The 24,992-nt window shown below is 57.2% G+C and carries 30 protein-coding genes; 17 read left to right on the top strand and 13 right to left on the bottom strand.

Annotation, left to right across the window (positions count from 1 at the left end; all coding sequences use genetic code 11):
* Positions 1-84: 84 nt before the first annotated feature.
* From pdxA to NP503_RS33365, 6 genes are all read left to right on the top strand, one after another.
* Positions 85-1,116: a 4-hydroxythreonine-4-phosphate dehydrogenase PdxA gene (pdxA, locus tag NP503_RS00490; RefSeq protein ID WP_206517092.1), complete on the top strand. Its 1,032-nt coding sequence runs from the start codon at positions 85-87 to the stop codon at positions 1,114-1,116.
* Positions 1,117-1,157: 41 nt separating this feature from the next.
* A complete protein-coding gene (gene aldA / locus NP503_RS00485) occupies positions 1,158-2,648 on the top strand; it encodes an aldehyde dehydrogenase (protein ID WP_127271243.1) in 1,491 nt (496 codons plus the stop codon).
* Between the two features lie 76 nt (positions 2,649-2,724).
* A complete protein-coding gene (locus NP503_RS00480) occupies positions 2,725-3,867 on the top strand; it encodes a substrate-binding domain-containing protein (protein WP_164748684.1) in 1,143 nt (380 codons plus the stop codon).
* Between the two features lie 65 nt (positions 3,868-3,932).
* Positions 3,933-5,516: a sugar ABC transporter ATP-binding protein gene (locus tag NP503_RS00475; protein WP_127270101.1), complete on the top strand. Its 1,584-nt coding sequence runs from the start codon at positions 3,933-3,935 to the stop codon at positions 5,514-5,516.
* On the top strand, positions 5,513-6,460 hold the full coding sequence (locus NP503_RS00470) for an ABC transporter permease (RefSeq protein WP_127270099.1): 948 nt from the start codon (positions 5,513-5,515) through the stop codon (positions 6,458-6,460). The genes NP503_RS00475 and NP503_RS00470 overlap by 4 nt, the downstream gene beginning before the upstream one ends.
* A 153-nt stretch (positions 6,461-6,613) precedes the next feature.
* Positions 6,614-6,796: an ATP-binding cassette domain-containing protein gene (locus NP503_RS33365; protein ID WP_372958873.1), complete on the top strand. Its 183-nt coding sequence runs from the start codon at positions 6,614-6,616 to the stop codon at positions 6,794-6,796.
* Positions 6,797-7,246: 450 nt separating this feature from the next.
* Here the strand turns inward: NP503_RS33365 and NP503_RS00460 are convergent, their stop codons facing one another.
* The 5 genes from NP503_RS00460 to NP503_RS00445 all read right to left on the bottom strand — a co-directional run bounded on the left by NP503_RS00460 (position 7,247) and on the right by NP503_RS00445 (position 10,493).
* Complete coding sequence (locus NP503_RS00460) at positions 7,247-7,519, bottom strand: hypothetical protein (protein WP_127270097.1); 273 nt, start codon at positions 7,517-7,519, stop codon at positions 7,247-7,249.
* A gap of 275 nt (positions 7,520-7,794) precedes the next feature.
* On the bottom strand, positions 7,795-7,896 hold the full coding sequence (locus NP503_RS33360; RefSeq protein WP_127271265.1) for an excalibur calcium-binding domain-containing protein: 102 nt from the start codon (positions 7,894-7,896) through the stop codon (positions 7,795-7,797).
* Entirely contained in the window at positions 7,859-8,620 is a 762-nt protein-coding gene (locus NP503_RS00455; protein WP_127271248.1) for a thermonuclease family protein, read from the bottom strand. Before NP503_RS00455 ends, NP503_RS33360 begins: the two co-directional genes overlap by 38 nt.
* Entirely contained in the window at positions 8,621-8,980 is a 360-nt protein-coding gene (locus tag NP503_RS00450) for a calcium-binding protein (protein WP_127271250.1), read from the bottom strand.
* Positions 8,981-9,476: 496 nt separating this feature from the next.
* The gene (locus NP503_RS00445) at positions 9,477-10,493 is read right to left on the bottom strand and encodes an acyltransferase (protein WP_164748683.1); all 1,017 of its coding nucleotides are present in this window, start codon (positions 10,491-10,493) and stop codon (positions 9,477-9,479) included.
* Between the two features lie 141 nt (positions 10,494-10,634).
* On the opposite strand from NP503_RS00445, the gene NP503_RS00440 reads away from it, so the two are divergent.
* The 5 genes from NP503_RS00440 (at position 10,635) to NP503_RS00425 (ending at position 12,768) form a co-directional block, all read left to right on the top strand.
* Positions 10,635-11,039, top strand: a complete 405-nt coding sequence (locus NP503_RS00440; RefSeq protein ID WP_127271253.1) for a hypothetical protein — start codon at positions 10,635-10,637, stop codon at positions 11,037-11,039.
* A gap of 83 nt (positions 11,040-11,122) precedes the next feature.
* The gene (locus NP503_RS33250; protein ID WP_306663780.1) at positions 11,123-11,485 is read left to right on the top strand and encodes a glycosyl hydrolase 108 family protein; all 363 of its coding nucleotides are present in this window, start codon (positions 11,123-11,125) and stop codon (positions 11,483-11,485) included.
* On the top strand, positions 11,434-11,919 hold the full coding sequence (locus NP503_RS33245) for a hypothetical protein (RefSeq protein ID WP_329608522.1): 486 nt from the start codon (positions 11,434-11,436) through the stop codon (positions 11,917-11,919). Before NP503_RS33250 ends, NP503_RS33245 begins: the two co-directional genes overlap by 52 nt.
* A gap of 255 nt (positions 11,920-12,174) precedes the next feature.
* Positions 12,175-12,363 carry a hypothetical protein gene (locus NP503_RS00430; protein ID WP_127271255.1) on the top strand — a complete coding sequence of 63 codons (189 nt, stop codon included), beginning with the start codon at positions 12,175-12,177 and terminating at the stop codon, positions 12,361-12,363.
* A 33-nt stretch (positions 12,364-12,396) separates the two neighbouring features.
* Complete coding sequence (locus tag NP503_RS00425) at positions 12,397-12,768, top strand: DUF1515 family protein (RefSeq protein WP_127271257.1); 372 nt, start codon at positions 12,397-12,399, stop codon at positions 12,766-12,768.
* Positions 12,769-12,840: 72 nt separating this feature from the next.
* On the opposite strand, the gene NP503_RS00420 is transcribed toward NP503_RS00425, so the two are convergent.
* A complete protein-coding gene (locus tag NP503_RS00420; RefSeq protein ID WP_127271259.1) occupies positions 12,841-13,407 on the bottom strand; it encodes a hypothetical protein in 567 nt (188 codons plus the stop codon).
* Between the two features lie 407 nt (positions 13,408-13,814).
* On the opposite strand from NP503_RS00420, the gene NP503_RS00415 reads away from it, so the two are divergent.
* Positions 13,815-14,006: a hypothetical protein gene (locus tag NP503_RS00415; protein WP_127267016.1), complete on the top strand. Its 192-nt coding sequence runs from the start codon at positions 13,815-13,817 to the stop codon at positions 14,004-14,006.
* Positions 14,007-14,099: 93 nt separating this feature from the next.
* Here the strand turns inward: NP503_RS00415 and NP503_RS00410 are convergent, their stop codons facing one another.
* A complete protein-coding gene (locus NP503_RS00410; RefSeq protein WP_164748682.1) occupies positions 14,100-14,309 on the bottom strand; it encodes a hypothetical protein in 210 nt (69 codons plus the stop codon).
* A gap of 649 nt (positions 14,310-14,958) precedes the next feature.
* On the opposite strand from NP503_RS00410, the gene NP503_RS00405 reads away from it, so the two are divergent.
* Together NP503_RS00405 and NP503_RS00400 are read left to right on the top strand one after the other, a co-directional pair.
* Complete coding sequence (locus tag NP503_RS00405; RefSeq protein WP_127267017.1) at positions 14,959-15,180, top strand: DUF768 domain-containing protein; 222 nt, start codon at positions 14,959-14,961, stop codon at positions 15,178-15,180.
* A gap of 14 nt (positions 15,181-15,194) precedes the next feature.
* Positions 15,195-15,404 carry a hypothetical protein gene (locus tag NP503_RS00400; RefSeq protein ID WP_236382658.1) on the top strand — a complete coding sequence of 70 codons (210 nt, stop codon included), beginning with the start codon at positions 15,195-15,197 and terminating at the stop codon, positions 15,402-15,404.
* Positions 15,405-15,416: 12 nt separating this feature from the next.
* Here NP503_RS00400 and NP503_RS00395 read toward each other — a convergent pair whose 3' ends face one another.
* On the bottom strand, positions 15,417-16,124 hold the full coding sequence (locus NP503_RS00395) for a Crp/Fnr family transcriptional regulator (protein ID WP_127267019.1): 708 nt from the start codon (positions 16,122-16,124) through the stop codon (positions 15,417-15,419).
* A gap of 675 nt (positions 16,125-16,799) precedes the next feature.
* Between NP503_RS00395 and NP503_RS00390 the strand changes: the two genes are divergently transcribed.
* On the top strand, positions 16,800-17,357 hold the full coding sequence (locus tag NP503_RS00390) for a hypothetical protein (RefSeq protein ID WP_127267020.1): 558 nt from the start codon (positions 16,800-16,802) through the stop codon (positions 17,355-17,357).
* 691 nt (positions 17,358-18,048) lie between these two features.
* A complete protein-coding gene (locus tag NP503_RS00385) occupies positions 18,049-18,546 on the top strand; it encodes a MucR family transcriptional regulator (protein WP_127267021.1) in 498 nt (165 codons plus the stop codon).
* A gap of 315 nt (positions 18,547-18,861) precedes the next feature.
* Here the strand turns inward: NP503_RS00385 and NP503_RS00380 are convergent, their stop codons facing one another.
* A complete protein-coding gene (locus NP503_RS00380) occupies positions 18,862-20,187 on the bottom strand; it encodes a lipopolysaccharide biosynthesis protein (protein WP_127267022.1) in 1,326 nt (441 codons plus the stop codon).
* Between the two features lie 102 nt (positions 20,188-20,289).
* Positions 20,290-21,000 (bottom strand): hypothetical protein, encoded by a 711-nt coding sequence (locus tag NP503_RS00375; protein ID WP_127267023.1) that lies wholly within the window; start codon positions 20,998-21,000, stop codon positions 20,290-20,292.
* A 268-nt stretch (positions 21,001-21,268) separates the two neighbouring features.
* Between NP503_RS00375 and NP503_RS00370 the strand changes: the two genes are divergently transcribed.
* Entirely contained in the window at positions 21,269-21,817 is a 549-nt protein-coding gene (locus tag NP503_RS00370; RefSeq protein ID WP_236382656.1) for a heme-degrading domain-containing protein, read from the top strand.
* Here NP503_RS00370 and NP503_RS33355 read toward each other — a convergent pair.
* The 3 genes from NP503_RS33355 to NP503_RS00360 are packed head-to-tail and all read right to left on the bottom strand — an operon-like array spanning position 21,814 to position 24,910.
* Complete coding sequence (locus tag NP503_RS33355) at positions 21,814-22,734, bottom strand: glycosyltransferase family 2 protein (RefSeq protein WP_164748681.1); 921 nt, start codon at positions 22,732-22,734, stop codon at positions 21,814-21,816. The two genes, NP503_RS00370 and NP503_RS33355, sit on opposite strands and share 4 nt — an antisense overlap.
* A gap of 14 nt (positions 22,735-22,748) precedes the next feature.
* Positions 22,749-23,960 carry a glycosyltransferase family 4 protein gene (locus NP503_RS00365; protein ID WP_127267025.1) on the bottom strand — a complete coding sequence of 404 codons (1,212 nt, stop codon included), beginning with the start codon at positions 23,958-23,960 and terminating at the stop codon, positions 22,749-22,751.
* Positions 23,957-24,910, bottom strand: a complete 954-nt coding sequence (locus NP503_RS00360) for an NAD(P)-dependent oxidoreductase (RefSeq protein WP_127267026.1) — start codon at positions 24,908-24,910, stop codon at positions 23,957-23,959. Before NP503_RS00360 ends, NP503_RS00365 begins: the two co-directional genes overlap by 4 nt.
* Positions 24,911-24,992: the final 82 nt, after the last annotated feature.

The following is a 24,992-nucleotide window of genomic DNA, read 5'->3' as shown; positions in this document are numbered from 1 at the left end:
ACGAATGACCGCGAAAGAAAACTATTGCGCATTGATGGTTATAAGGCTTAGAAGATGCTCACAATTGACCAATTAGAGGCGTTCATGTCTGGTCCAAGACTCGGCATCACAATGGGTGATCCTGCGGGCATCGGCCCCGAGATCATCGCAAAGGCATGCGCACGGCTGAAACCGCGCCTTGCCGACGGATCGTTGTCCCTTCTCATAATCGGCAGCGTCACCGCGATGCGTGCGATGGAGTCGATTTCCGGGCGCATCGAGGAGGAACAGCCGTCGGCTTCGGCCACCGGGGTTTTTCCGCCGCTAGCCATTCTCGAAGCCGGCCCCGAACGCACACCTATCGAGACAGGCGTCTTGTCGGCGGAAGGCGGGCGCCTCGCCTATCTGGCGATCGAAAAGGCCGTTCGCCTGGCGCAGGCCGGTTCAATTGCGGGCATCGTTACGGCTCCCCTCAACAAGGAGGCGCTCAATCTGGCCGGCTATCATTATGCCGGTCACACCGACATGCTGGCAGAACTGACAGGCGCCCGCGATTCCGTGATGATGCTCGCCCATGGCGATTTTCGCGTCAGCCACGTCTCGACCCACGTCGCGCTGGCCCAGGTTCCATCGAAACTGACCGAACCTCGGTTGCGGCGGGTTATCCAGTTGACGGTCGAGGCGTTGCACGGCCTTGGCATTTCCCATCCCCGAATTGCGATTGCCGCGCTTAACCCGCACGCCGGCGAAGGCGGCATTTTCGGCCGGGAGGATATCGACATCACGACCCCGGTCGTCGCCTCCTACAACTCCGCCGATTTTGCCGTGTTTGGGCCTGTTCCCGGCGATACGGTTTTCGTCAAGTTGCGCGCCCGCCAGTATGACGCGGTGGTCGCGATGTATCACGATCAGGGCCATGTCCCGGTGAAACTGCTCGGCTTCAATGTCGATCCCGAGACCGGTGAGTGGAAAGCGCTCTCCGGTGTCAATGTCACGCTCGGCCTTCCGATCATCCGCACCTCCGTCGACCACGGCACGGCCTTCGACATCGCCGGCAAGGGCATCGCCAATGAGGACAGCTTGGTCGAAGCGATCGAGTTCGCGGTCCAGATGGCCGCGGCGAAATCCAACCCTTAGGCGTCGGCACGCCTGCAACGCACGCAGAACCGGATTGAACCATGTCAGCAGAAGAAAAGACATCGTATCTCATGTTGATCAACGGGAAGTTCGTCATCGGCGAAGCTGGCACGCGCTCGGTTATCAACCCGGCTAACGGCAAGGCCTTTGTCGACGTGCCCGAGGCAAGCCCAGACCAGGCTCGCCAGGCGATAGACGCCGCCCGCAAGGCGCAGAAGGCTTGGGGGCTCAAATCGCCTCTTGCCCGTGCGGCGATCATGAAGCGGATCGCGGTCTTGATCCGGCAGAACGCCCGGCATCTGGCCGAGGTGGTGGTCAGGGAACAAGGCAAACCGATCAATGAAGCAATAGGTGAAGTCGGCGGCGCAGCCGAGTTCTTCGACTACTACGCCGAATTTGCCCGTCGCATTCAAGGTGAGATCTTGCCGTCCGACTACGCGGGAGAGCAGGTCTGGATACAGCGTGTACCGGTAGGCGTTGTCGCCGCCATCATTCCGTGGAATTACCCGAGCGCCTTGGTCAGCCGAAAGGTGGCGCCCGCCATGATCGCCGGCGACACCATCGTCCTCAAACCACATGAAGACACGCCGCTTTCGGCGCTCGAAATGGCTCGCATCTTTGTCGAAGCGGGCGTGCCGGACGGCGTGGTGAACATCATAACGGGACGGGGTGAAACCATAGGCGAAGTGCTCTGCACGGAACCCGGCGTCGACCTCATCACCATGACTGGAAGCGTACCGACCGGTAAGCGCATCATGGCGAACGCTTCGCGCAATCTGACGCCTGTTTCGCTGGAGCTTGGCGGCAAGGCGCCATTCATCGTCCTGGCTGATGCCGATCTCGACCTGGCGGTTCGTTCCGCAGCCACGTCGCGATACATGAATTGCGGACAGGTCTGCATTTGCAACGAACGCACGCTCGTTCACCGTTCGATTTACGATCAGTTCGTCACACGCTTTGTGGAATTCTCCAAGTCGCTCGTCGTCGGTGATCCGATGCACACAAATACCGATATCGGCCCGAAAGTCAGCCGTGAAGAGTTGGAAAAGGTCGAGGCGGTGCTTGCGGAAGCCGTGGCGGGCGGCGCGAGGCTTGCTCTCGCCGGTGGGCGCCCGACCAAGGCGCCCGTCGATGGCGGCTACTGGCTCAATCCGACCGTACTGACAGATGTGACGCCTGACATGCCGATCATGACGCGCGAAATCTTCGGCCCGGTCGTGCCGATCATGCCCTTCGACACTTTCGAGGAGGCTGTCAGCATCACCAATGCCAGCAACTATGGCCTGTCGGCCTATCTTTTCACCAATGATCTGGGCCGCGTCATGAACGCCGTCAACGAGGTTTCGTTCGGCGAGATCTACGTGAACCGGATCGGACCGGAAATGCTGCAGGGTTTCCATGTCGGCTTCCGCGAAAGCGGGCTGGGCGGCGACGACGGCGTGCATGGGCTCGAGAGCTACATGCGCAAGAAGACGGTCTACGTGAACTATTCGGGTGCCGCCACGGCGGCATTGATGCCTTACGGGCGCTGAACAGCGCCCAACCAGTACGACCAGCCAGGTCGCCACCCGGCCGCTACGGCCGTTTCATATGATCGGGAGGAATGAAATGCACTATCGTGGATTTATGGCGGCCGCCTTGGCGTTGGCGCTATCGGGACTGGCCGGATCGTCGGCTCTCGCCGATGACACCATCCCACCGGAAGCACAAGCTCTGCTCGAGCCGCTGCCCCTGTCGCCGAGAGGCCAACCCGTCCCAGGCTTCCCGGATGGTCCGCCGGCGGTGTCGCCGGACGTGCTGAAATTCTCCGATGAGGACCTTGCCAAGCTCAAGGCGGGAAAGTTTACCGCTGGACTGGTGATGCACACCATGGATGCCGGCTGGCCTCAGTTGCAGGTCGCCGGAATCAGCAACACGCTCAAGGACCTCGGTATCGAGGTCGTAGGAACCACCGACGCCAAGTTCCAGCCCGGCCAGCAAATCAGCGATCTGGAGCAGATGACCGCCCGCAAGCCGGACGTAATCTTCTCGATTCCGATCGATCCGAAATCTGAGTCCGAAGCCTACAAGAAGGCGGCGGCAGCCGGCATCAAGCTGGTTTTCATGGACAACGTCCCGGTCGATATGGCCCCGGGCAAGGACTATGTGACCGTTGTCGCCTCCGACAATGAAAAGAATGCCTATTTCGCCGCGCAGGAACTTGTCGGGGCGATTGGCGGCAAGGGTGAGGTCGGCATCATCACGCTGGTTTATGACTATTACTACTCCGTCGCGGCCCGCAAGGTCGGTGCCTTGAAGGCATTCGGCGAACATCCCGATATCAAGGTCGCGGATGTCGGCACCTTCACGGCGCCAGAGAAGGCCTACGAGGTTGCCACCGCAATGTTGACGGCGCATCCCGACATGAAGGGTATTTTCGTTGCCTGGGACACGCCCGCCCAGCAAGTCGTGGCCGCGGCAAAGACACTCGGCCGCGACATCGTCGTCACCACGAATGACATTGCCGCGGACAGCGCGCTGAACGTTGCACGCGGCGAATTTCTGGCCGTAGGCGCGCAGCGTCCCTACGACCAGGGCGTCGCCGAGGCCAAGGCGGCCGCGCTTGCGTTGCTTGGACATGACGTCCCGCCATACATTTCGGTGCCGACGTTGCGCGTCAAGAAGCTCGACCTTCTCAGCGCCCTCAAGCTGGTCACCAAGGAAGATGCTCCAGCCTCAGTGGTAAAAATCTGCAACGGCAAGTGCTTCTAGCCCCCTTGTTCCGTCGGCGGGCTCCAACAGTCCGCCGACGCTCCCGAGCGACCGAGAAAATCGTCATGGCCGAAGCGAAAACGTCACCGTCCCAGAACGCGATTGTAGCGATGCAACGCATCAGCAAGTCGTTTGGCGCGAACCGCGTGCTGTCTGATATTTCATTCGAGGTCATGGCCGGTGAAACACACGCGCTGCTCGGCGAGAACGGTGCGGGCAAATCGACGCTCATGAAGATTCTCATGGGAGCCTATCGAACGGATGAGGGCCGCATTCTGTTCGCCGGAGAGGACGTCACCAGCTTGTCGCTTCGCGAGAGGATCGATCGCGGTATTGCAATGATCTTCCAGGAACTGAGCGTCTTGCCGAACCGCTCGGTTGCCGAAAACCTCTTTGTCCTTCGCGAGCCCCTCTCCTTTGGCCGGCGTATCAACAGCAGAAAAATGGTTCGTGATGCCCAGGCTCTGATCGAGCGGTACGCCTTCTCGCTTGATGCTTCTGCGCGCGTGGGCGATCTGGCCTTCGCCCAACGGCAGATGGTCGAGATCCTCAAGGCGATCTCGCGGGGCGCCAAGCTGCTCGTCATGGATGAGCCGACTTCATCTCTGACCATCCACGAGGAAGAAACGCTTTTTCGCACCATCGGTCAGCTAAAGCAGGGCGGAATCGGTATCGTCTACATCAGCCATCGCATGGCCGATGTGCTGCGGCTTTCGGATCGCATTTCGATCATCAAGGATGGGCGACTGGTTGGCCCACTTGATCCGAGCAAGACATCCATCGAGGATATCGCCGCGATGATGTCACGGCCAAGGGGCGACGCACCTTTGCCGACCGCAGCAGCGCCCACAAAACGCCGCCCGGCAACGTCGGTCGGGGCGCCGGCCCTTGAGGTCCGCGATCTAGCCACGTCGCGCAAGCTGTCCGACGTATCGTTCTCGATCGATCCAGGCGAGATCGTCGGTCTTGCCGGGCTTGTCGGCAGCGGCCGCTCGACCTTGGGCAAGGCCTTGTTCGGTATCCTTCCGGATGTATCCGGCCACATCACCGTCGCAGGAGAATCCGTTCGGCTGGGCAGCGTCCGCGGGGCCATCACTGCTGGTGTGGCCCTTGTTCCAGAAGACCGCCGGCTCGAAGGGCTTGTTGGCGGGCGCTCCATCGAGGAGAATCTTGCGCTTCCCCGCCTTTCCGATTTCTCGCTCGCGGGTCCCTTTGGACCGATGGCAAAGGCCCGGATAGCGGCTTTGTTCAGACAATACCGCGACGACCTTAATATCCTGTGCCGCGGTCCCTTACAAAAAGCCCAGGAGCTTTCGGGCGGCAATCAGCAGAAGATTGTCTTCGCAAAATGGCTGGCAATGAAGCCGAAGCTGTTGATCCTAGATGAGCCAACTTCCGGCGTGGACGTCAATGCCAAGCGCGATATGCGCGAGCTTGTGCGCCGCACGGCAGGCGATGGCGTCGCCGTGCTGCTCATTTCTTCGGAACTCGAAGAACTTCTGGATTTGTCCGATCGCATTCTGGTGATGGCGCAGGGGCGGATAACGCGCAGCATGGGCAGCGCGCACGACGAGACTGGGCTTCGCGCGTTGCTGCAGGCCGAGGTCGCCAGACAGACCACAGTACGCGCCCAAGGAGTTGCAGCATGAAACCATCCTCGATGCCGATGAGCGCAAGTGCGATGAATTTTTTCCGCGATCACATCACCTATGTGATCTTCCTGGCGATCACCCTCTATTTCGTCTTGTTCGCCCCCCACTTCGCGTCGGTCTCAACCGCAAGCGCCGTTCTGCGTATCACAGCCATCGTCTCCGTGATGGCGATCGGCATGACGTACGTTATCATCTGCGGTGAAATCGACCTGTCGGTCGGTTCGGTTGCCAGCTTTTCAGGTATGATCGGAGCGTTGCTGCTCGATCAAAGTGTGCCGACCTATGTCGCCGCCCTTCTGGTGTTGGGCGCCGGAGCCGCGATCGGCGCGGTGTCGGGCGTGCTGGTTACAAAACTGCGCATTCCATCGTTTCTTGTGACGCTTGGCATGTTGTCTATCTTCTCCGGACTGGCGCTGACCATCACCGGCACCCGGCCAGTGTCGATCGTCGACGATGATTTTTCGAATCTGTTCTGGAACGGCAGTTTTCTGGGCATACAGGCACCGATCTGGTGGACGATCGTCCTTACGGCTGTCGGCTACTACCTGCTGCATCAGATGCCCTACGGCAGACGTGTCTATGCGACCGGTGGAAATGCTGTTGCCGCGCGCTTTTCCGGTGTGCGCACGGACGGCGTCAAGATTTTCGCCTTTGTACTATCCGGCATGACCGCATCCCTTGCTGGCCTGATGCTCGCAGCCCGCTCCACGGCCGGCAATCCCAGCCTGGGAGCGGGTCTCGAACTGGATGTGATCGCGGCCGTGATCATAGGCGGGACAAGTCTCTTTGGCGGTTATGGATCAATCGTCGGTTCCGTCGTCGGCGCAATCTTCATAGGCATTCTCGGGTTTGGTCTTCTCGTGCTCGGTCTATCGACCAGCATCCAAGAGGTCATCAAAGGAGCCATCATCATCATTGCGGTCTCATTGAACCGCCGTTGAAAACAGCAGCCCGGTATGAAAATCCGAAGATATGTGGCTCCGCAATTCAAGCGTCGATGATCTGTTGATCACAGCGCATTTCGAGAAAAAAGAGAACGTTCTCACTGCATATTTTGGGATGGAAGAGAGCGTTTTTGAGGAAGTCTGTTGAGTGTGTCGCCGCCAGTCCATGCGGTGCTCGGCGAAAACGGCGCCGGCAAATCCACGCTGGTCAAGATTCTCAGCGGTGTGATTGCGCCAAACAGCGGTCAGATGCGTCTCGACGGTGCGGTCTATGCGCCGCATTCGATCCTGCATGCGCGAGCTGGACCATTTGCTGCAGATGGCTGGAGCTAATCGCAGGCCTTATGCGGCATTGGCAATAATGAGGGTGCTACTCAAACGTATTAACCCGCGGACCAACTGGGCGGATCGCCTGAGAGAACATATGGCGGCATTCCCTGTGGCGCCAAATATCAAGATCGGTCACGCGGGCTTCCCCGCGAACTGGACCGATTTGCCGCTATGGAATTAGTGTTGGTCCCCGTCCAAGTGACCGTCTAGGGATCACATATTGAGGACGCGCGCATATCGGCGCGATCGAGTTGGGCAGCTTTTGCGAACGCCGCCTCCCGATCAAGTGGTCCGTGCCAGCGGCCGTTCCTATCTCCGGTTCCAGCCTTGCGTGCCTTAACCCTCGTTGCAAAACCCGCAATCAGCTCGATGGATCCGGCCATGATCGTGGGTCCAGTTCTCGTAGATGTAGTAGTCTATTCCGCCATCCAATCTCGTGACTGCTGGTGTGTTTCAGTAGGCGTACTTGGCGGGCCAGCGCCAATCTGTCTGCGCTTTGCCGAAGCAATTGCTGTAGTCGACGAACTGGCCGGTAGCGATATCGCGGCAAGCCCAAACGAGCTGGCGATATTGGTTGTAGAACTCGTCCCAATCGGCGCCTTGGTAATAATTCGGCCTGCCGTATCCGCCCCCGCCACAGTCGTTATTCGAGCATACCGCAACGGCTGCGCCCACAGCTGCAATGGCGATACCGGCAGCTATCGCCTGATTTTGCTTTCTGATCATGTCGGCGCATTGGACGAGAGTCACGGATCGCCGAACGAGCTCAGCGTAGAGATCGTCCTGAAACTTCGCATCCTTCGTAGAGGATAAGGTTCTACAAAGGGCTGAAGTGCTGACGGCACTCGGGTTCTTGGCTAGTGTCTGTTGCGAGGTCGTGCATGAGGCGGTTGCCAGCGCCAAGGCTACCGCAGCCGAAACTGCGGCTCGTCGACCCATTCTCATTGTAGTCCCCCACACCCCCAAATCGGTCCGCGACCCTCACAGCCGATAATCACTCACTAGCAGAGCGTTTCACACGCCTGCCCGTCGCCATCACGGTCCAGTTTGCCACCCCACGGACAGTTACTGAGATACCATTGAGCCTCGTCGCACGAGCTGATCTGCGAGCATTTCCGCCGCGGCTGGCAGGAATAGCTGCGCGACCTGGCGCCCGACGATGCCTAGGGATTGGCTCACTGCCGGCCTGGCGTTGTCTCCATACCCGGCCCGCCACTCCCACGGCAGTTGGAACTGTCCGACCCACAGGCCGACCTTCGCCGCCTCGGCCTTCGCCTGCTGCGCTGCATAGGCGCCACCGCTGTACTTGGGCCAGTCGAGCGCATAGCCGTTTTCGACCATCCATGCGGCCACACTGGCGCCATCCGCACGCCGGCAGTCGCTCACAAAGCGGTTGTAGCGGTCCCAGGCGATAAAGGTGCATGTGACCGGCCTCGAGGCGGCCAAGAACCCGTCCAGTGCTGCAGCGGCCTTCGCCCCGCACCGGTAGCGAACGCCCTTGGCGTCGTCGCATTGCTGGGCGGACTCGGGGGCGTCGATGCCATTGAAGCGGATGCGTTGCCCATGAATCTCGATCGTATCGCCATCGATGACAGAGGCGACGCCGGCGATCGGCTCCGGGGTACGTCCGATCCAGTTGGAAACGTGAAGGTCAGGGGAACTTTCGCTGTGCTGCACGGCGAACTGCGCGACGAAGGCGGCTGCCGCAGCAACCGTCACGAAGACCAGCCGCTTTGGGATGGCCGCTATTAGGCGGGCACGCCGACGCTGTGCACCTTGCCGTTTGCGCCATTGGTCTGAGCGATTGTCGTATCGGGATTTGTCCATTTACTCGCAGCCTACGCCGTCGTGATCGCCATCCAGCCGGTTGGTGTCAGCACCAGTGATTTTCACAGGACCGGCTACAACCGGATTGTTTCCCTTGCCGCCTGCACAGTCCAAGTCGGCACCACCAGCGGGCGCCACGCGCCGATACGCGTTGAAGGCGGCCACCGCGCGGGCGCCGTCGCCCTCGATGTGGGTGTTGTTGCTGTTTGGATTGAGAGGATCGACGGTCTGCAGAAGCATGTTGGCGTGGTTCGCATCGCCGGCCGCGAGCGTCACCGAGTCATAGTTGTTCAAGTAGTCGGATGTGCAAGCAGAAAAGAGGAGCAAAGCCCCTAAAGACAACACCCTTTGCCAATACATGTGCCCACTCCCCCAGTTTGAAAGAGTTGCACAAGATCCAGCTGCTCGCAACTGCCGGGCGAAATGGCCTGATCAGCTAAGCCATGATTGTCGATAAGATGGCAGGGCGTGCTGATCTGCGCGGCTAGAAATCGAGTAGTAGCCGAATGTAGCCGTATTCGATTGGCCAAGCCCCGGTGACTGCAGAAATCAAACCATAATTTGCCGCGACTAGGATTGCGGCGATGACGTAGTCGCTCCAATTGAATTCCGTGATGAGCCTCCATAGCAGTTTTGATCTTGACGATCTCGGTCCGGACGGTCTCATAGGCTCGCTCTTTGCGGGTGCGCACTGAACATCGATTTCCAATTTCAGGCCTACCAGGACGAGAGTCTTTGCAAGGGAGCCCGCTTTGTTCGGTGTGCGGTCTTAGGCTGGGGCGATGTCAACGCACATACTCTTTAAATCGCCCATTCAGCCAGATCGAAGCCGCTGGGGCAATCCAAAATTCAGGGCTTAATGGAGTTCCCCGCTCTCTACGCGGCGTTTCGAAAGCACGATAAGCGGTCGCTCGATCAAGCGATAGCTCACTGCGCTGACGACGGCCGTCAGGAAAAGCAACGCAAAAAGATAGACAACGCTCGCCAGGGGGCTACGCGACCAGAACGAGCTCAATACGCCTATCAGGCCCAGGTGCCAGAGATACGTGCTGTAGCTAGCGTTTCCGGCAGCCAGCGCCAGTGATGGCGTCCTCAGCTTGCCATCGCGCTCCAGCATCATCGCCGCGCAAAGTAACAACGCGGCAGGCGGACCGAAGCCGTACCAGCGGAACGCATTGATCTCCATGGTGGGGTATAACCAAATAGAGGCATAGAGAAACCAGCCCACGGCGCCCAAGAGCAGCAAGCTCGCCGGCAAGCGGATCCCTGATTGGCATACCGCCGCGACAGCGATCCCCATCACAAATTCCAACATGATCGGGCTTGTCATCGTTTCGGCTGTCGGCCAAACCTGCGATACCAGCAGAAGAAAGACAGCCAGAGCGGCAAAACCCAGCTTGCGGTTTCGAAATATCATCACGATGACAGCAACCAGCACATAGAACCTGATCTCGAATACAAGCGTCCAGCCGACTGGCTGGGGCAAAGGGAAATCGATGAGGAAGAGCTGGCGCGTCCAGGCCCACACGTCAGGTGGCGGCGTGCCCCTCCCGGTCCAGAGCGTGAGAATCATGGACAGCCAGAACAAAGGAAGTATGCGCAGTACGCGCCGGAGCGTGAAACGACCAGCGTCCGCTATCCGTCCGGCATCCTGTCTTCGCTGCGTGATCAAATACATTATCGCCCCACTTATGGCGAAAAAGATATCGACACCAAAATGGCATATGACGTCAGTGTATGGGCGAAGGGGCATGAGGGTATTCTGGCCGGACAGTGCGTTTGCCTCTATGACTGCGTGCCCGAGGACGACCATCCAAGCGGCGATCGCCCGTAAACCCTGGATGGATCGATACGATCTTTTCGGAACGATCATTATGCCTCCGGGACCAAGCCGTCCTGCAACTGTCGAAGCTAAACAGCGGCTTGGCCATTGGTAGGCTCTCGGCCTAGCGGCGCGCATTCAACCGGCCCTGGCGGCCCAGGGGCCGAGTCCCCGCTAGTTGTACCCGAGCAGATGGCGAAGCCCAACTATCGGCAAATAAACGGTCCAAATCATGCCGATGGCTGCGGCAACGCCAAGGCCGATTGCGGGAGCCCAAGCCTTCCAGAGCATCTGGAGCCGCGCCGCTATTTCAGTCAAACTGTCTTCCATGGACGAATTCTCCCCAAGTTGATTCGAGAGGCGAAAATATCAATGAACGCCAAGACTGCCGCGCTTGCAATCGCCGCAAGTGTTTGCATCGCTGGTTTCGCTTATTCGAGCGGTCATAAGGCCGGTCGTGTTTCTCAACTGAAAGACACCGTGACATCCTACAACCGCCGCATGGGGATTAATGACAACGCCAACAGCCTCGGCCGCGTCGATCTCTGCCTGGAGCTTGGTGGCCTACTTGATGAATGCGAGCGCTTAGACCGCTGATCTCCTCAACCGGCTGATTTTCAGCCCTCCCACCTTCATTGCCAAACTCAATGACTGCCCATCACGGCAGAAAGGTACTAGCCATGGACCGCAACTTTGCGCGGGCGCTTGCGCTCGTTCTGAAATCTGAAGGCCTCTGGTCAGACAATCCGGCTGACCCCGGCGGCGCCACCATGAAAGGCGTCACGCTCGCCAACTTCCGCCGCTATGTGAAAGCCGATGCTACCAAGGCCGATCTGCGCAAGATCACTGATGCCCAAGTATCGACAGTATACCGGCGGTTCTACTGGGATGCGACGGCTGGTGCCCAGCTTCCCGGCGGTGTCGACTACGCCGTCTTTGATTTTGCCGTCAACTCTGGGCCGGCTCGGGCTGCCAGTACCTTCAGGCGGTTGTGGGCGTCAGGCAGGACGGTCGCATCGGTCCAGCTACAATTGCTGCTGTAAAGGCCAAGCCGGCCGGCGTTGTTATCGACGCACTGTGCGACAAGCGCCTAGGCTTCCTGAAGCGTCTCCCGACATGGAAAACTTTCGGCCGTGGCTGGTCCGACCGCGTCAAGTCGGTGCGCGCCGAAGCGCTGAAGCTGTCAGCTTTGCCCGACACACCGCCCCCAGTGACTGTCGAGGTGAAGGTGCCGGTCGACAAACCTGTTGTTCCTGAAAAGGTCGAACAGAAAGTCATGGAGAAATCTGGGTTCCTTTCCTGGCTGACCGGCCTCTTCGGCTCCGGCGCCATCGGTCTCGGCTGGCTCGCCGGAATGGACTGGCAGGCGGTTCTCGCGGGCGGCGTTGTCCTGCTGGTGTTCCTGCTGGTCCTGCTCCTGCTTCGCTCCCAGATCGTCTCTGCGGTGCGTCAGATCAAAGCGGAGGTGGGCGGCTGATTGGGTCCATCATAGCGATTATCGCCAGTGTCCTCGGCATCAACAGAACACTCGCCGACGTCATCGCGATAGCCGCGACCATCGCCGTCGCTTCGGGCGCGGTGTGGGGCGGCTACGAACTAATAAAGCACTGGGGCGCCGACGAGGTCCGCGCCAAGATCGAGAAGGACAATCAGGATGCGATCCGCAAAGGCATTGATGCCAGCCGGAATTTTGACAACTGCAATTCTGCTGGCGGGTTGTGGGACTTCCGGCGTGAGCGGTGTTCCAGCCCTCCGGGCGGCGATAGGTAGCAGCCTCGCCGAGGCCAAGGGCAAGACCTTCGAGGATCAGAACAAGATCGACCGCACGATGGCGCCGGGGTGCGCCGTCAAGCTCTACACGGCCGCCGAGTGCGACCGCCACACCAAGGCCAGCGCCGTGCGCCGGGCCGAACTGAACTAGCAGGCGAACACTTCGGCGAACAAGAGCCTGGAAATGATGATCGGCGGGCTCTTGGAGGCCACGCAGAACATGCAGCGGGATATCACGGAGATCCGACGCGATATCAAGGACAGCGATTCCCGTGTCGCCCTGAGCTACGAGCAATCCGAACAGCGCGCTGCCGCCAGCCGGTCGAAGATGTATGCCAAAACCGACGAACTGGTCGACCGCGTTGCGGCCACGGAAACCGCTGTAAGCACGCTCAACGACGACATGACGGGCGTTAAAGCGGTCACTGCCGAGGTGACCCGGTGGAAGCTGATGGGGCTCGGCGCTTTGGGCGTTACCGGCATGGCGGCGGCGGCCCTGGCCTCCCTTGTTACCGCCTATTGGCACGACATCTGGCGCGTGCTGCGGGGCGGGTGACGAAAGCCGTACGTTCGCTCATCGCTTTGAAGGTCGCGCCAGGGCAATCGCTTGAGGCATAGCACTACTCAGTTACAGCTCCCCCGTGTGAGCCTCATTGAAGACGTGGAAATGCCCCTTCGGCGCTGACTGGTAGTTCAAAGCCAGCCGTTCATGCCATTTCGCAAAAACGTCCTTGCCCCGGCGCGGATCGTAGCCAACTTGGCTGTAGATCATATCGCGAAGGCGGGAGCCCGCGAGAATGCGGTAGTTGTCGCGGGCTTTTTCCGAGACGTTCACCCCGGCATCGATGGCGTAATATTCCATGATCGCAAGGCTGACATCAGCCGGGTAGCAGTAATGGATCACGCCCCGGTGCGTCACCTCGATATGGGCAGTTGCCGGGACTTTGCCAACTTTTTCAAGGATCGCCTTTATCCGCTGAATGCGGGGCTTTTGATCGACGTCGTTCCACTGACTGCTGATTGTGCCGATGTGCGCGTTCTGCACATCACAAAGAGCCGCTAGCCCGCGTTGATTGAGGTATGGCGTCCCATCTGAAAGAACGCCCATAATAACGCCGTCGATTTCTCGCTCTTTCTCAACAACGAGAGGGAGGTTGGGCTGATTTCCTTTCGGCCCAATTTGGCCGGATTTCATACCTAAACTATTGATGCAACCAGAGATTCTGGTTACCCTAAGTAACACAACCCGAGTGATTCCTAATGCAGTCTCAAACTGAGAACTGCGTGATACCCGGTTTCCACAGGGCTAGTTCCCAACGGCTGAGTAGCGCCTCGCAACCAACCCCGCCGCCACACGTTGACCTATGCAGTTACTCCAGACCTTGCCCGCTGCCGAGAGGTGGCGGGCTTTTTTGTCGAGCGATTGACACGCTGCCCGGTCGAAGGCAAAGAGTGGCACATTGCGGATTGACAAAGGGGAATGTCGATGAAGAAGACCTATCAGAAGCCCGTTTTCACGAAACGTGAGCGGCTGTCGTCGGTAACGGCTTCGCCCAGCTCATCTGTGGTTTCTTCCGGGACCTAATCAAGCGAATTACAGTTTTGGAAAGCCCGCTGGCTCCGGCCGGCGGGCTTTATCATTTTTGGCGTGGTATATTCCGCCGCATGCGAGTTTTGTTCATCGCCTTCGCGGTCCTGTTTTTTATGGCTATCGGCTTTTGGCTGACGGCCAATTTTCTTATCAACAACTCCACTTCGGCGGTGATCATCCAGCCGACACGGGCGCAGCAATAGGAGCGGATATTATTGAAGCCGCGGTGACGACCGCGCCTGATCGTCCCTCGCCACCGCCCCCGTCGTCAGAAGCTTGGCGCCACCCGATAGCAGCTACCCATTCAGGGCCTCAGGTTCGGCGAGGAAGGATGCAGCGATCAGGTCGTCGCCCGCAATCTGGCCGCGACCGTCTTCCATGATGGCTGCAACCTTTTGGAAGGTTTTCATTTCTGCCTCAGTTATGCGTGCCGCCCGCATTTTTGCCTGGAGATCAGCCAGACGCGCCACGAGCGCTTGGGACGTCTCGTCTTCAAGGTTCATCATCTTCATTTGTCCGGTTGAGTAAGCAATTGACCGTTCTGTGCGCGGGCCACTCAAACACAGCTCTGCGCCAAACGTTCCCTATATGGGCTTCGGTCTCAACAACGATGGGACCAAAGTCTCCCCCAGTGACGCAATGGTCCGACATCCGGATCTAGCCGGAACACCTGGATAAAATGATTGTTGTTTCAGTCGTGAAATCGGCACAGCTAGGTCTCTTCCTGTGCTGAAAGGACCCGCGAGCCGCTACAGTGGTTGGCGGGTTCTCTATTTCATGTGCCAGCGCCAGGAGCTTAATTTTGCCGCCCATGAATGATAATCAGCCGCCCAACAGGGTGGTACACCAGCCGCCGCCGGGTTGGCAGAGCGCCGGGGTGCTTCTTGCAGCCGCTGCTCTGGCGTCATCCTTGGCCGCCCTGCTATTGGCATCTTGGATGTCAGGTTGAGGGCTCCCGGAGAGGCCGCAGTCTCCGTTCTGCCCACAACGTTCGGCATCAAAAGTCTGCTCCACCAAAACGAGCAGAGGCTTGTGCTTTGGCCGTTCGTCAAATGACTTGGGGCAAGTCCCGCATGTCTCACAGCGGGCAGAGCCAACCATCAAGAATTATCTAGAATTAGCGGAACCTAATATCGCGCCGACTCTTGTGCCGAGATGAGCGCGCGCGGAATCAACTTTCTCCATCGATGGATGACGAACAACGTTCCGGAGACGACCAAGGCCGACGTGATCGCCGTTGATGAACTCACGCATAAGCTAATAGCCGACGCCAGGTCCTTGGGGATCAAACGGGAAGAAATAGACGAGGAGGTGGACAGCCTCTATCGCACTATCCTCGATGCCATCGTCCACTATGATCCTGGTGTGGCCGAATGAGCGCTCGCGGCTGCATGTTCATCGACGATTGGATCGCGGGCCATCTGCCGGTTACCACAACCGGCGACCCAATCGCGGCCAGCGACCTTGCGGACCAGATGATGGACGCCGCACGAGATGGTGGAATCAAGCCCGACGAGATATATGAAGAGGTCTGGAGCGTATCCGAAGTGATATTCGAGGCGATACGGAAAAGTAGCGTCGCCCGAGCGACCATTAGATAACGACCTATAGCATCATTCTCCAAGCAGCCGAACATAGTGTGCCTCCGGCTGCCCATAGGTGCCATTTGCAGATGCTTTAAGACCATTGCGGTCTCGGATATCCACTTCGCCCCGTCGGGAATAAATGAGACCCCGCCCTTCCAGCACCTGCAACCCAACCGTGACTCCTGGGCGCCTTGCTCCGAGCATAATTGACAGGAACTCATGAGTGATCGCAAGGCGTTCGCCGTGGACCCGATCATCACACATCAAAAGCCATCGCGCCAAACGTTCTTCAAGGTTCGATCGTGCGTTGCTCAGGGCCGTATAGCTGGTCTGGATGTGGAAATAGTGGACATAGCGCAAGAGGAAGAGGCGCAGCGTCGGGCTGTTCGCAAGAGCCTCCTTGAAGGGCTCAGCTCCGATGCGGTAAGCGCTACCGGGCGATTGTACGTAACATTGATGCGCCGCATAGTCAGCGCCCATCACGAGCGCGCCACCGGTCATTCCCTCAAAGCCGACGAGCCCAACCTCTGTTTCTTTTCCTGACGCTGTGGCCACCACGGAAGCAATGCCGTCCTCCGGGAAATAGACCGTCTCGATATTAGAATCGGCCGTCTCCAGATTCATTCTCAGATTTAGAGCACATCGCTCAAGATGCGGTTGCAAAAGCGCTAGGTCATCGGAGTTGAGCCGACGCAGCAATTCGTTTTTATAGGAATCATTCACTAGATTGGTCATAGCTCAATCCCACTTGGGGCAAGAGCTTTCCAATCTCCCTGCCGTCCGCGCCCGTAAAAACGTGCAGACGATTCAATGAAGATACGCCTTGTGGCGCGCGATTGACACTGAAATGCGATTCGATGCACGGCGTCCCCTCAGCCGGCAAATTACAAAACATGGACGTTCAAAGTTAAAGGGTTGGAATCGTACAGAACTCTGCTTAGTACGAAACCGACAATTCGTGATAGGCGGCCAACGCGAGATCGATCAGGCCGAACCTGCAGAACTGACAATTCCCGCAATGCGGATAGCGACGGCATCAAGTCCGCCGTCGTAAATTCTCGTCAGGACGTGTTCCGCAGCTTGAGCCCTTTGGGCAGTGCACCCGAGAAGGTCGCCACCGCCCAACCTTGCCGGCCTATTGGCGACGCAATCCCAAACTCCCCACGATCCGTCGCGTTCAATATGACAGTAGAATCGGTGCTGGTGATTTTCCATGCAACTTAAACCCCCAACGTGCCGTTTGGGGTCCGCTCTATCCTGGAAGGTGGTTAATGGGCGTGCCGCGTTTGCCGTCACTTGCGGCATCCGAATGCCGCTTCCCTGCAGGATTTCCCGAGGAATCATAGCCGGCCCGTGTTGCATTCTCCGGCCGGCGCGGTGCTATATGCTGAGAATTCAGGGGCACAGACCATGATCCACACCCGCGCCGTAGTCTGCGCCCTAGCGCTCACGACCTTTGCCGCGGGTGCGTATGCCGATCAGCCCATGACAGGCAAGATGGCGAAATACATAATCGCTGGGCGTATCCTCAGCAACCGAGTTTGCGACAATGACCGTTTCTATCTGGATGAAGCTCGGCGGCTTCAATCCCTCGCGTTCGATCAGGTCGGCAAGAAACTAGGTTCATTTGAGCAAGGGCAGGAAACCGGGTTAGGCATGCCTGAGAGCGCCTGTGAGCAGCTTTACATCGATGCCGGAAACTGGAGCATGCTTCGCCCGGGACGGCCCTCAGAAGCCGTTGCGGAACAAATCAAATTGCTCGCCGCGATCGATAACAATAACTGCAATTGGGACAATGCGACTAAGGCTGACTTCGATCCACCGAAATACCCTGCGATGGTTCAGGCATCCAAAACATGGTTGGCTGAAAAGGAAATTCATAGCGTCGGTTACGACCGGCTGATCGAACTGCAATCCCTCTATGGATTTGAAACGACTATGGCCTACGTGGACGCCGGCAATTCTTAGGGCGTGTCCGACAAGATGACAGAGATTTGCCCAATCATCGAGGAGTTCGCCAAGTCACTTCTTGGGCGATAATTGGCGCAGGTTTGAGTCATCAGTAGATCAACGTCAGCCGCAGTCCGTTGTCGTCCAGCACGTTCGTTGTCGCGGGTGGCCACTGTCACGCGACACGCTGAAACGACTGAGGGCAGTTGTACGCGACGGACGAGGGCGTTATTGGCGCTTTTGTGCGACTACCTGGATTTGTGCGGTTAGGCAGAGCCCTCGGTCTCGCTTTCCTCATCGAACAGACGCGGCACCGGGAGATAAGCGTTGGCAATGGGCCAATCGCCAATGATGGTCTTGATCAGATCCGATTTCGCCTAGCTGAAATCGATGACGGGCTTTTCGGGAGAGGCCATTTTGCATCACTCGCAACACGGCTAACCAATCGATGCCATCCGCTTGGGACGACAATCTCTCAATGATGATCGAGGGGGAAGCTGGTTGATGTCAGCCCTGGTTGACCAAGGCGGTGATGCGAATGCCCGATTTTCGCGGTTGTTCCGGCCATGCAATGATAGCACAGCGTGACGACCTCTGAACACCCTTTACCGCAGGATTAGCCCGCCGGTTCTATTGATCTGCCTCATACCAACATTGCGCAAAGCGACAATTCAAAATAGGTTCGCACTGCCAATTCAGGAGTGAACAATTGACCGATGAAATTGAACGAAACACAGATCTGATTGAGCTGACGGTCGATATTGTCGCCGCGTTTGTACAAAATAACGCCGTGCCAGTGGCTGGGCTGCCGGATCTTATTTCTTCGGTCAACGCCGCGCTTTCGAAATTGGGCCCGACAGCGGTCGCGGAGCTACCGCCGCTGACGCCGGCCGTGAACCCGAAGAAGTCGATCTTTCCGGATTACATCGTAAGTTTGGAAGACGGTCGCAAATTCAAGTCAATGAAGCGCCATCTGGGTTTGCTTGGGATGACGCCCGAACAGTACCGCACGAAATGGGGTTTGCCTCGCGACTACCCCATGGTGGCGCCAAGCTATGCCGCACAGCGATCGGAGTTGGCAAAGTCGATAGGGCTAGGGCTAAAGCCTGCCACGAAGGATCCCGCCAAGAAAGCGCCGGCCAAGAAGCCAGCCCCAAAGGGTATCAAGGCTAAAGGCGCAAAGCGCAATCTCACAAGGAACGCGTAAAGCGAAGCTGGGGCTTCGTATCTCCGTCATGCAACGCCTAGGGGTGTCACCTTACCCACAGGCTGGGCACGGCGAGCAACGCAGTCGCCGGAGAACCGTCTAACCACTACTTACATTAGGGATATCTTGCAGATCAGCCTTATCTGGGGTATCTAATGGCGGGGGTGGTGTTATATGTACTGGATAATGTTGTTTGCCGGGGTGGGTTGCATTATGGCCTTGTTTGGCCTCTTGGTTCTCAGTGGCCTGGTGGGGGACCCGGGTGCTCACAGGTTCAAGTCCCACAAGGACAAGCCGAACTAGTCAGCTTCCGCGCTACTTGCCTTTAACGACCGACAAGATTGTTGGATCGACATCGAATATCTTACGGGCTCGCGCTGAGAAGAAACCTACCTGAAGCGCATTGCAAAACGCCGCGGCCGACGCGAGTAAAAGCGGGCCCTCCATCAGAACGCCAGCCGTACACAATACGACGGTTGCGAGGCCGGTACCCAAGGTAATGCGAAAAGCAAACTTTTCGTCGCCTAACACCATCAACAAAACTCCTGACGATCCGCCGAGAACATGGCAAACTTGGCCGCAGCCTAAGATCAGCGCTATCCACAAAGAACTTTCGTAGTGTGGGTTCCAAATCTGCACAGCGGCATAGCCGAGAGTCACCAACCCGAAATACATTAAGCAAGTCAGGAGCGTCGAAACACCAACCAATGTTCTGAGAGATCGCTGAAGTCCCACTCGGTCGCCCAGCGTCCAATGCTGTACCGCAGAAGGGGCAAAGGCGGAATTTGCGATGCTGAGCGGCATGATCAGTACCGTCGAAATCCTCAAAGCGACACCATATTGCGCAACTTCTGAGAAGCTAGTGAAGAGCGTCAGCAGAACCATGTCGACCTGAGATAGACCGAACAACATCAAGGTTGTCGCGAGATTCGGCAGAGTACGAAGGATAATCGCTCGTAGGTTTGTCTCTACGTTTGCTGGCTCAGTCCAGCGGCGCGACATCATAAAAATGCTAAAAGCGCCAAAACCCGCTGCCATCGCGAAGCCGACCAAACTACACAATAGGACCTGATGAAGGGTGACGCTGCTGTGTGTCACGAGGGCAAACGCGAGGAAGAGGGCCACAATGGCACTAGGGAAGGCCATGAGGAAAGCCGAACTCCGAATCGAGTGAACCGCTCGAAGCAGTTCGACTTGGACAGACCCCAAAGCTGCGCAGGGAATGGCTACGGCGACTATCGGCAAAATTTCTCCCCATTCGTTGCCTCCGCTGCTTCCGATCCAATGTTCTGCAAGCCAGAATGCCAATGCTGTGATGAGGCCGAAAGAGACAACTAGTCCCTGGATCCTAGCTATAAGATCCCGCGCTCGTCCAAAGTCTCCTTTCGCGGTCGCGGCCGAGACAAGCGCCGGCACAGTAAATGTGAGGCCCAATTGAACCAGGATTGCAAATCCTGAGGTGAGTATCTGAGCAATGAAATAGATGCCGACTTTGTCTGGAGGCAAGGCAAGAGGAAGTAGCAAGGAGCTCGCAAGACCTGCAGCCAATATGCCAACGCGGCCGGCGGCAGCGGCGCCACTAGCTCGCCATATCGAGGGCGCGGAAGCGACCGGAAGATCAATGGAGATGGGGTCGCTCATTGGGAGGCGCTCGGCTAGCCCGGGGACAAAGGGACGAACAGTTGGGAGTAATTGTGGCGTCTGCATGATTGGGCGCCCAATTGCAGTGAATTGGAACCGGGGTTAGTCCAGAAAATGGCGCGCCCACCCTGTCTGGATAAAGTGACCCTTCAGTTCGTCGTAGTTCGAGATGATCTCAGATTGAGCGCCGGTTCTCTGCCTTTTGAAACGGCTTTCGAGAGGTGCATCGCGCAAATTCAGAAATTCGAGGCAGCGCAATACGCCAGAGCCGTCGACCAACTGTTCATATGTTACATGCAAATTGGGAAATTCACTCGCTATCCGGTGCAAAGCGGAGTTGTCGCTTGTCCATTTCTCAAAAGCGGTCAATACATCATTTGGATCTGCATAAAAGTCATTTATTTTTGTCGGCCCGTAGTCCGATCTCCATGAATTATTTAAAGCCGCAAGTCTGTACGAAATATATTGATCCAACAGGTTGTCGCGTGACAAGCGGACAATCTTGTATCCGAATCTCTTGAATGCTTCTACCGCGTCAGTATGCTCCAGCAGAGACAGGTAGGGCATTTTGAAACCGGTGACCCTGCTACCCTTTTTGTGGAGCATCTTCTCAAGATAGCTAGCCACGTCCTTCTGACGGGAGTTTCTGAAAGATATTGTGCGCCGCCTGACCAAGTCGGCGATTAAGCGCGCCGTCGGTGAGAATAGCTCGCCTTCGCACGTTGCATCTGGGTGAGAGTCAAGCAAAGCCTGGAGATAGCTGGACCCCTGTCTCCCCACAAACAAAATCGCGAAAAATGTATGATCAGTCATTGGCAGATAATTGCTACACCGTTCAAAGGCCCATTCATCCTAGACGTCTAGCACCATCCCGAGTATTTGACAGGGCGTAGGATGATTGGATGGATATTTTGCACATCAAATCAGAAACCCAGTGCCTCTATGGGCAACGGCCGAAGCTATTAGCGAGGAACTCGCCGATAAGGCCGCGTGGCTGCACGTCTTACGCGCTGCTTAGACCCATTAACCGCCTGTATTCCGACTCCTTGGCGCGATTGCAAAAGCACGCGGACAGTTCGACATGACGGATAAGACGGGAGAGATGACGCGCAGTTTGGCTTCAGAGGGGGATGCGAGTGATGTCCCGAAAATCGTTCAACAGGAATCCGTGCTCGTCTTCGAATCTTTTGAAGAAACAGCGGCCTTTAAGCTAGGCTGCGCGCTTCGTTCCATCGCAGTGCGCGAACAGGTCGGGATCGTTATCGACATTCGGCTCTGGGATCGTCAATTATTCTACGCCGCGCTTCCGACATCAACGGCGTCGAATGGTGAATGGGCACGGCGCAAGCTTAACGTAGTCAAGCTCTTTCACAAGAGCAGCTATCTCTTAGCCCTACAGCAGCAACGTGAGGATCGCACTTTCCCTCCCGGATACGGTCTGAATCCACAGGATTTCGTTCTAGCCGGCGGGGCTTTTCCAATCCGGGTCAAAGGGGTGGGCGTGATTGGAGCGATTGCGGTGTCCGGCCTCAGTCAACGCAGTGACCATAACCTCGCAGTAGCAGGTCTATGCGAGCACCTTGGAAAGGATGCCAACCTTTTGTCCCTCGGTCCCGAGACATGGAACTAGTCTCTGTTGGCTGCATTCCGTCGTTCCCGCATACGCACCGATACGGGGGCAAACGCGCACCGGGCTATCAGAAGAGCGTGGCTTACGGCTTTGCGAGATAGCAGTGTCCGCGGGTGCCTGGCTGCTGCCAATAATCGTTGAACGGCAACAGCTACTCGTCCCGAACGCCCATGGATCGCAGCCGACAGTAAATTAGCGTTTGCCCTAGTCTCACGCTCCCATTTGCGGAGTTCATCGGGAAGATCCTTCCGTCGGAAGAACGTCTCAATCATGCGCTGCGGTTCTTCTCCACGTTCAAATGGCACAGCTCGGTAGGTGGTCGACGCGCTATGCATACGGAATTCCGCGAGAACCTCTGGCACATGGTAAAAATTACCTTCCAATGCCAAGCGCAGGAAAAAGTCGAGGTCAGGAATCTGCCGAAGGTCCTCTCGCCAGTAACCAGCTCGTTCATAAGCCTCACGTCGAAAAAAGGCCCCAGGGCCCGGCAGGCAGTGCAGGTGTGCGTAGAGAGCACGACGCGAAAATTCCGGCGGCTGTAAGGTCGACCTGAGAGTTGAATGCTCGTCGATAATGTCGAAGTCGGGGTAAACCAAAACTACATCAGTGCGAGCCGACAATTCCTCCACGCAGCGCCGAACAGCTGTTGGGCGCAGACGATCGTCTGCGCTTAGATAGCCGAGGATGTCCCCCGTGCTCATTGCCCATCCTGTGGTCATGGCCGCACTCTGGCCAGCGTTCACTTGACGGTGCAATTTAATTTCAGGACCATAATTCGAGACGAGATCGCTTGTGCCGTCAGTTGAACCGTCATCTACAACTATGATCTCCAAATTTGGATAGTCTTGGGCCAAGAGGCTTTCGATTGTTTCCGCGATGTAGTCTGTCGCATTATATGCTGGGACCACGAGCGACACTTGGGGACCTCTTATCAACGGTCCTCTCCGGTGCGCTTGATCGTCGTCGACAGGGCCTCGATCGCCGGTTGATTTTGTGGCGTATCTACGACGACGTTTGCGGGAGCCCCCCTTTTTGCGATTATTTCTTCAAAGCGAGAAATCAGCTTGTCTACAATCGAAGGCCAGGCAAAAGTCTCCACTATGTAAGATCTAAGCGCTCGTCCCTTCGACGGTAGATCACCACGTTCGGCCAGCATCGAGTGAAGCCCTCCATACAAGCCCTCAACAGTTGCCGGTACGACGTATCCACCACCCACCGTCTCGACTTCATCAAACCCACATTGGTCAGTGAGAAGAACAGGCGTGCCAACGATACCAGCTTCCAGCGCCACGAGTGACATCGCCTCAGCTCGGGAAGGCACGACCAGGAAAAGCGCGCGTCTATATGCCTCGCTCCGTGCGCTCTCGCCTAGATGCCCCGTGAAGACAACCCGGTCGGCGAGGTGGTGCGCATTAACAAAGGATTCCAACGATAGGCGCATGCCAAAGTCTGGACCTGCTACTACCAACCCGATATCCGGATATTCCTGACTCATCTTCTCAAACGCGCTTATAAGAAGATCGGGGCCTTTCACTTCGGCTAGTCGGCCGACGAAAAGGACATACGGCCCATTTGGTCCAGTCTCCATCGCTTCAGCTGCTAAAGGTTGTTCCTCAACCCCGTTTGGAACCACGATGACATTGTCTTCTGGCGATTTGAACCGCTCCAGTATCTGACGGCGCTCCAGGGGGGTGACCGCAATCAGCGTCGCTGCATTCCGAACCATCCGCTTTCCAAAGGCGATGTGGAAGAGATACGGGATCGGCCTAGGGTGATTGAGACCGACAAACTCCCCCGCAGCGCTGAAAGTATAAGGCTTCCCGAGCCATCGCGCGAGAAACGCTGTCGCGACCGACAGGAAGTTCCAGTACCCGAGAATATGAATGACATCGGCGTTTCGAACGCTGCGCATTAGCCTAAACGGATTGATTGTCGGGACCGAGAAGCGGAGACGCATCGCACCCGTAATATAAACTTGCATGTTCCTACCATGCAGTTGCCCGACGAGATCCCCGCCTTGCATAGTGACGATCTCGCAACGATGTCCTCTTTGCGTCAGATGGCTAGCAAGCCGCCTTGTTCGCTCTGCTGTGCCTCCTCCTTTTTGGGAATCGAGTGAAACTGTAGTCAGGAGGATATTCATGCGCCCGACATCCGAGTCACCCTCGCAAGATCACTGGCGTAATTGTCCAGCCTGCTGGTGAACGCCTCGGAGACTAGCCCTAATTCCGTGGCCCTGATTGCAGAGAAGCGCCGGTCAATAGCGTGCGCCGGAAGCCCCCTCAGACGTAACAAGAATCTAAGGAAGAATCTTGGTGAGGTTGGTCCAAATTTCGGGAATTCTCGGCCGAATGCCAGGGCGAAGCGATCCTGGACAAACGCGAAATTGTTATTCGGATCGGAATCATCGGTAACTACGACGATCTGTGAGCCATGGATTTTCCGGTCGAACGCCAATTTGACAAATGCCTGTGCAACAGTCTCCACACTCACCAGGTGCATTCGTCTTTCACCGTAAAGAGCACGGCGGAGCGCAATCTTCCATGATGGGGCTTGTTTCATCTCCTCCGCCAAAGTGACGAGATTGCGTCCGCCGCATCCGAAAATAGCTCCCAGCCGCAACACAATCGTCTCGGCGAACGAGCCTGTCAGAATTGCCTCACCTATAAGATGCTCTTGCTCATAAGGCGACAACGCGCATGGCAATGTGGCTTCGTCGATTTGCCGGTCGCGTACCCCTGCGTAAACGTCAATGCTGCTAGCATGAATACAACGGGAAATACCGGCGTCGCGAAATGTCGACTGCAAGCTCCGCAATACGGTAGGGTACCAACCGGTGCCGTCGGGGCGTAATAAGTTGATCATCACGTCGTAACCGCTCAAGGCGGCCAACATCTCGGCAGAATCTTCCAAATCGGCCTTTTTGACATTCACGCCGGCTTGATTGAGCCATTCTGGTTCCGAACGATGCACAATGAACCGGCTGGGTGGGAAGGCCGGATTGGCCAACAGCCGCGCTAGGGCCTCACCAACGAACCCGGTTCCCCCGAGCACTACCACGCGCGGACCGGTGTCACATTGCTTGTAGGTCATTCGGGCTGACTTCGAAAAAGGGCAGCGAATCGAGCCAATTTATGAGACGAGGCACAAGCCAATTCGCAATTCGCAGGGCTAT

It is taken from the genome of Mesorhizobium sp. SEMIA396, from assembly GCF_024518615.1.
Taxonomy (GTDB): Bacteria; Pseudomonadota; Alphaproteobacteria; order Rhizobiales; family Rhizobiaceae; genus Mesorhizobium.
The sequence above is the reverse complement of the archived record's forward strand: the minus strand, read 5'-3'. Positions and strand labels throughout refer to the sequence as shown.

What these genes read in the sequence shown, in the direction of transcription:
- pdxA (WP_206517092.1), top strand. Translation starts at nt 85, where the DNA reads ATGTCTGGTCCAAGACTCGGCATCACAATGGGTGATCCTGCGGGCATC.
- aldA (WP_127271243.1), top strand. Translation starts at nt 1,158, where the DNA reads ATGTCAGCAGAAGAAAAGACATCGTATCTCATGTTGATCAACGGGAAG.
- NP503_RS00480 (WP_164748684.1), top strand. Translation starts at nt 2,725, where the DNA reads ATGCACTATCGTGGATTTATGGCGGCCGCCTTGGCGTTGGCGCTATCG.
- NP503_RS00475 (WP_127270101.1), top strand. Translation starts at nt 3,933, where the DNA reads ATGGCCGAAGCGAAAACGTCACCGTCCCAGAACGCGATTGTAGCGATG.
- NP503_RS00470 (WP_127270099.1), top strand. Translation starts at nt 5,513, where the DNA reads ATGAAACCATCCTCGATGCCGATGAGCGCAAGTGCGATGAATTTTTTC.
- NP503_RS00460 (WP_127270097.1), bottom strand. Translation starts at nt 7,519, where the DNA reads ATGATCAGAAAGCAAAATCAGGCGATAGCTGCCGGTATCGCCATTGCA.
- NP503_RS00455 (WP_127271248.1), bottom strand. Translation starts at nt 8,620, where the DNA reads ATGGACAAATCCCGATACGACAATCGCTCAGACCAATGGCGCAAACGG.
- NP503_RS00450 (WP_127271250.1), bottom strand. Translation starts at nt 8,980, where the DNA reads ATGTATTGGCAAAGGGTGTTGTCTTTAGGGGCTTTGCTCCTCTTTTCT.
- NP503_RS00445 (WP_164748683.1), bottom strand. Translation starts at nt 10,493, where the DNA reads ATGATCGTTCCGAAAAGATCGTATCGATCCATCCAGGGTTTACGGGCG.
- NP503_RS00440 (WP_127271253.1), top strand. Translation starts at nt 10,635, where the DNA reads ATGGCGAAGCCCAACTATCGGCAAATAAACGGTCCAAATCATGCCGAT.
- NP503_RS33250 (WP_306663780.1), top strand. Translation starts at nt 11,123, where the DNA reads ATGGACCGCAACTTTGCGCGGGCGCTTGCGCTCGTTCTGAAATCTGAA.
- NP503_RS00425 (WP_127271257.1), top strand. Translation starts at nt 12,397, where the DNA reads ATGATGATCGGCGGGCTCTTGGAGGCCACGCAGAACATGCAGCGGGAT.
- NP503_RS00420 (WP_127271259.1), bottom strand. Translation starts at nt 13,407, where the DNA reads ATGAAATCCGGCCAAATTGGGCCGAAAGGAAATCAGCCCAACCTCCCT.
- NP503_RS00410 (WP_164748682.1), bottom strand. Translation starts at nt 14,309, where the DNA reads ATGATGAACCTTGAAGACGAGACGTCCCAAGCGCTCGTGGCGCGTCTG.
- NP503_RS00405 (WP_127267017.1), top strand. Translation starts at nt 14,959, where the DNA reads ATGAGCGCGCGCGGAATCAACTTTCTCCATCGATGGATGACGAACAAC.
- NP503_RS00400 (WP_236382658.1), top strand. Translation starts at nt 15,195, where the DNA reads ATGTTCATCGACGATTGGATCGCGGGCCATCTGCCGGTTACCACAACC.
- NP503_RS00395 (WP_127267019.1), bottom strand. Translation starts at nt 16,124, where the DNA reads ATGACCAATCTAGTGAATGATTCCTATAAAAACGAATTGCTGCGTCGG.
- NP503_RS00390 (WP_127267020.1), top strand. Translation starts at nt 16,800, where the DNA reads ATGATCCACACCCGCGCCGTAGTCTGCGCCCTAGCGCTCACGACCTTT.
- NP503_RS00380 (WP_127267022.1), bottom strand. Translation starts at nt 20,187, where the DNA reads ATGAGCGACCCCATCTCCATTGATCTTCCGGTCGCTTCCGCGCCCTCG.
- NP503_RS00375 (WP_127267023.1), bottom strand. Translation starts at nt 21,000, where the DNA reads ATGACTGATCATACATTTTTCGCGATTTTGTTTGTGGGGAGACAGGGG.
- NP503_RS00370 (WP_236382656.1), top strand. Translation starts at nt 21,269, where the DNA reads ATGACGGATAAGACGGGAGAGATGACGCGCAGTTTGGCTTCAGAGGGG.
- NP503_RS00365 (WP_127267025.1), bottom strand. Translation starts at nt 23,960, where the DNA reads ATGAATATCCTCCTGACTACAGTTTCACTCGATTCCCAAAAAGGAGGA.
- NP503_RS00360 (WP_127267026.1), bottom strand. Translation starts at nt 24,910, where the DNA reads ATGACCTACAAGCAATGTGACACCGGTCCGCGCGTGGTAGTGCTCGGG.